At 67.3% G+C, this 5,129-nt stretch carries 1 protein-coding gene and 1 pseudogene; both read left to right on the top strand.

Annotated features, from left to right (window positions below; genetic code table 11):
* Nucleotides 1-1,857, top strand: a pseudogene (locus tag VFA16_RS13800) (arabinosyltransferase C-terminal domain-containing protein); the annotation flags it as partial.
* 70 nt (nucleotides 1,858-1,927) lie between these two features.
* Nucleotides 1,928-5,129 (top strand): arabinosyltransferase domain-containing protein (locus tag VFA16_RS13795; protein ID WP_324968361.1); only part of this gene is annotated, 3,202 nt, incomplete at its 3' end.

The following is a 5,129-nucleotide window of genomic DNA, read 5'->3' as shown; positions in this document are numbered from 1 at the left end:
GGTCGCTGAGAGCGCGCGCATCAAATACGCTGTCGGGCCGACGATTTCGTGGTATCAGGAGTTTTTGCGCTACTACTTTGTGACGGTCGAGTCGAATGTCGACGCATCGATGACCCGCCGCTTCGCCGTGCTGGTGCTGCTGTTGTGCCTGTTCGGTGTGCTGGTGGTGCTGCTGCGCCGCGGCCGGATCGCGGAGTGTCTCGCGGCCCGGCGTGGCGGCTGGTCGGGACCACAGCGGCGGGGCTGTTGCTGTTGACATTCACACCCACGAAGTGGGCCATCCAGTTCGGCGCGTTCGCCGGGTTGGCGGGCGCGCTGGGCGCCGTCACTGCGTTCACCCTGGCCACGGTCGGTCTGCACAGCCGCCGCAACTTGTCGCTGTACATCACCGCGCTGCTGTTCGTGCTGGCCTGGGCCACCTCGGGCATCAACGGCTGGTTCTACGTCGGCAACTACGGCGTGCCGTGGCGCGATATCCAGCCCGTCGTCGCCAGCCACCCCGTGACGTCGATGTTTTTAGCGGCCTCGATCGCGACCGGATTGCTGGCCGCCTGGCAGCACTTCCGCCTTGACTACGCAGGGCACACCGAGGTCCAACCGACTCGACGCAACCGCATCCTGGCGTCCACCCCGCTGTTGGTTGTCGCCACCATCATGGTTCTGGTCGAAGTCGGCTCGATGGCCAAAGCCGCTGCCGCGCGCTACCCCGTCTACACCACCGCCAAGGCCAACATCGACGCGCTGCGCTCCGGGCTTTCCAGCACCAGCTGCGCGATGGCAGACGACGTGCTGGCCGAGCCCGACCCCAATACCGATCTGTTGCAACCGGTTGCGGGACAGCCCTACGGTCCGGACGGCCCCCTGGGGGGAGTGAAGCCCGTCGGGTTCAAACCCAACGGCGTGGCCGAGGACCTGACCTCTGACCCGGTGGTGTCCAAACCAGGCCTGGTCAATTCCGACGCCTCGCCCAACAAGCCGAACGCCGCGGTCAGCGACTCGGCTGGCACGGCAGGCGGGTACGGCCCCGTCGGCGTCAACGGGTCGCGGGCGGCGCTGCCGTTCGGGCTGGACCCGGCGCGCACACCGGTGATGGGCAGCTACGGCGAGAACGCCGTTGCCGCACATGCCACCTCGGTGTGGTACCAGCTGCCCCCGCGTACCCCAGATCGTCCGCTGGTTGTGGTCGCCGCCGCCGGTGCCATCTGGTCACATGAAGAGGACGGCACACTGAGCTACGGGCAGCCGCTGCGACTGCAGTGGGGCATCAGCCGCCCCGACGGCACCACCCAACCGCTCGGAGAGGTCGAACCGATCGACATCGGACCGCAGAAGGCGTGGCGCAACCTGCGATTCCCGCTGGCGTGGGCGCCGCCGGACGCTAATGTGGCACGCATCGTCGCCGACGACCCCAACCTCAGCTCGGACCAATGGTTCGCCTTCACCCCGCCGCGCGTACCGGTGCTGCAAACGCTCCAACAACTGATCGGCTCACACGCCCCGGTGCTGATGGACATCGCGACCGCCGCGAACTTCCCCTGCCAGCGGCCGTTCGCCGAACACCTTGGCGTAGCTGAACTTCCGCAATACCGCATCCTGCCCGACCACAAGCAGACGGCATCGTCGTCGAACCTGTGGGAGTCGGCCGAGAAAGGCGGGCCGTTCCTGTTCACCCAGGCGCTGCTGAGCACCTCCACGATCCCGACATATCTGCGCGGCGACTGGTTCCGCGACTGGGGGTCGGTGGAAAAGTACGCCCGGCTGGTGCCGCCCGAGCAGGCACCCGACGCCGTCATCGAGCAGGGTGCTGTCACCGTGTACGGCTGGAGCCGGCAAGGACCGATTCGAGCACTGCCATGACGCGCGCCGCCGACGATGCAGGGGGGCCCCCGCGAAGCTGGGGACGAAGCGATGAGGAGGAGCGGCGCCAATGACCCTGGCCCGCGCGGCCGAACCGGCCGCCCCAGAAACCGTGGCCCCCGACGTGCGGGTGACCCGTTGGGTGGCGACCGTGGCGGGCCTGTTGGGGTTCCTGTTGTCGATTGCCACACCGCTTTTGCCGGTCGTGCAGACCACTGCGACGTTGACTTGGCCGCAGCACGGTCAGCTGAATAACGTGACCGCGCCGCTGATCTCGCAGACCCCGGTGACAATGACGGTCACGGTGCCATGCGGTGTGGTGCGCTCGATGCCGCCGCACGCAGCGATGCTCCTGGGTACCGCACCGAAGAACGGCAAGGACGCCGCGCTGCAGGGTCTGTTCGTCAACGTCACCCGAGACCGGGTGGACGTCACCGACCGCAACGTGGTGATCGCGAGTGTTCCGCGCGGCCAGGTGATTTCGGCGCAGTGTCAGCGGATCGAGATCACCTCCTCGCACACCGGCACCTTCGCCACATTTGTGGGGTTGACCGACCCGGGCGGGCATCCGCTGCGCAGCGGGTTCAACGATCCGAACCTGCGCCCGCAGATCGTCGGCGTGTTCACCGACCTGACCGGCCCGGCGCCGCCCGGGCTGACCTTCTCGGCGAGCATCGACACCCGCTTCTCTACTCACCCAACCCTTCTCAAGCTGGTTGCGATCGTGGTTGCGATCGGCTCGACCGTCGTCGCGCTGGTCGCGCTGTGGCGCCTGGACCAGATGGACGGTCGCCGGATGCGTCGGCTCATCCCGGCCACCTGGCGCGGGTTCACGTTGGTCGACGCGACCGTGATATTCGCGTTCCTGCTCTGGCATGTGATCGGCGCGAATTCCTCCGACGACGGCTACATCCTGGGCATGGCCCGTGTCGCCGACCACGCCGGCTATATGTCCAACTACTTCCGCTGGTTCGGCAGCCCGGAGGACCCGTTCGGCTGGTACTACAACCTGCTGGCGCTGATGACCCATGTCAGCGACCAAAGCATCTGGATCCGGTTGCCCGATCTTGTTGCGGGCCTGGTGTGCTGGCTGCTGTTGTCGCGTGAAGTGCTGCCCCGGCTGGGGCCGGCTGTGGCGTCCAGCAAGGCCGCGGCCTGGGCGGCGGGCTTGGTGTTGCTGACGGCGTGGATGCCGTTCAACAACGGCTTGCGGCCAGAGCCGATTATCGCGGTCGGCTCGCTGATCACCTATGTGCTGATCGAGCGGTCCATGCGCTACAGCCGGCTCACCCCGGCGGCGCTGGCTGTCGTCGCGGCGGCATTCACGCTCGGTATCCAGCCCACCGGTTTGATCGCGGTGGCCGCGCTGGTGGCAGGCGGTCGGCCGATTCTGCGGATTCTGGTGCACCGGCATCGGCTGGTGGGCACCTTGCCGTTGGTGGCGCCGCTCCTGGCGGCCGGCTTCGTGGTGCTGACGGTGGTGTTCGCCGACCAGACGTTGGCAACGGTCTTGGAAGCGACCAGGATTCGCAGTTCGATTGGCCCCAGCCAGGCCTGGTACACCGAGAACCTGCGCTACTACTACATATTCCTGCCCACTGTCGACGGTTCGCTGTCGCGGCGGTTCGGCTTCCTGGTCACTGCACTGTGCTTGTTCACCGCGATGTTTATCATGTTGCGGCGCAAGCGAGTTGCTGGTGTGGCCCGTGGGCCGGCCTGGCGGCTGATGGGTGTCATTTTCGGGACCATGTTCTTCTTGATGTTCACCCCCACCAAATGGGTGCACCACTTTGGCTTGTTCGCCGCGGTCGGCGCGGCGATGGCCGCGCTGACGACCGTGCTGGTGTCGCCGAGTGTGCTGCGCTGGTCGCGCAACCGGATGGCGTTCCTGGCCGCGCTGATGTTCGTGCTGGCGCTGTGCTTCGCCACCACCAACGGGTGGTGGTATGTATCCAGCTACGGCGTGCCGTTCAACAGCTCGATGCCCAAGGTCGGCGGAATCTACGTCAGCACAATCTTTTTCTTGCTGTTTGTGGTGGCCGCGCTGTACGCGATCTGGTTACATTTCGCGCCGCGCGACCGCGGGGAGGGTCGGATAGCGCGGGCGGTGACTGCGGCGCCGGTGCCGATCGCTGCCGGCTTCATGGCGGTGGTGTTCGTGGCGACGATGGTGACCGGGGTCGTGCGGCAGTACCCCACCTACTCCAACGGCTGGGCCAATGTGCGGGCGTTTGTCGGCGGCTGCGGGCTCGCCGACGACGTGCTGGTCGAGCCGGACACCAACGCCGGCTTCATGCCCGCGCTGCCGGGCAACTACGGCGCCCTCGGCCCGTTGGGCGGCGTCAACCCCGTTGGGTTCGCCCCAAATGGCGTGCCGGAACACACTGTGGCCGAAGCGATTCGGTATCACCCGCCGCAACCGGGCACCGACTACGACTGGGACGCCCCGACCCGGCTGAAAACTCCGGGGATCAACGGGTCGACGGTGCCGCTGCCATACGGGCTCGACCCGGCACGGGTTCCGCTGGCCGGCAGCTACACCACCGGTGCACAACAACAGAGCCTGCTCACCTCGGCCTGGTATCAGCTGCCGTCGCCCGACAAGGGGCATCCGCTGGTCGTGGTGACCGCGGCCGGCAAAATCGCCGGCAACAGCGTGCTGCACGGGCACACCAGCGGGCAGACCGTCGTACTGGAATACGGCAAGCCCGGCCCGGACGGCGCTCCGATGGCGGCCGGCCGGCTGGTGCCCTACGACCTGTACGGGGAACAGCCCAAGGCATGGCGCAACCTGCGCTTCGCCCGCTCCGATATCCCAGCCGACGCCACCGCGGTGCGCGTAGTCGCCGAGGACATGTCGCTGACCCCCGAGGACTGGATCGCGGTGACGCCGCCGCGGGTGCCCGATGTGCGCTCGCTGCAGGAGTACGTTGGCTCGTCGCAGCCGGTGTTGATGGACTGGGCGGTCGGGCTGGCCTTCCCGTGCCAGCGGCCGATGCTGCACGCCTACGGCGTCACCGAGATCCCCAAGTTCCGGATCACGCCCGACTACACCGCCAAAAAGCAAGACACCGACACCTGGGAGGACGGCGTCAACGGCGGTCTGCTCGGTGAGACCGACTTGTTGCTGCGTGCCCACGTGATGGCGACGTACCTGTCGCGGGACTGGGGCCGTGACTGGGGTTCGCTGCGCAAGTTCGACACCATCGTCAACGCCCAGCCCGCTGACCTCCAGCTGGGCACTGCCACCCGCAGCGGCTGGTGGTCGCCGG

This window comes from Mycobacterium sp., assembly GCF_035653355.1.
In the GTDB taxonomy this organism is placed as follows: Bacteria; Actinomycetota; Actinomycetes; order Mycobacteriales; family Mycobacteriaceae; genus Mycobacterium.
Note: the sequence above shows the minus strand (reverse complement) of the source record. Positions and strands in the feature narration are given on the sequence as shown.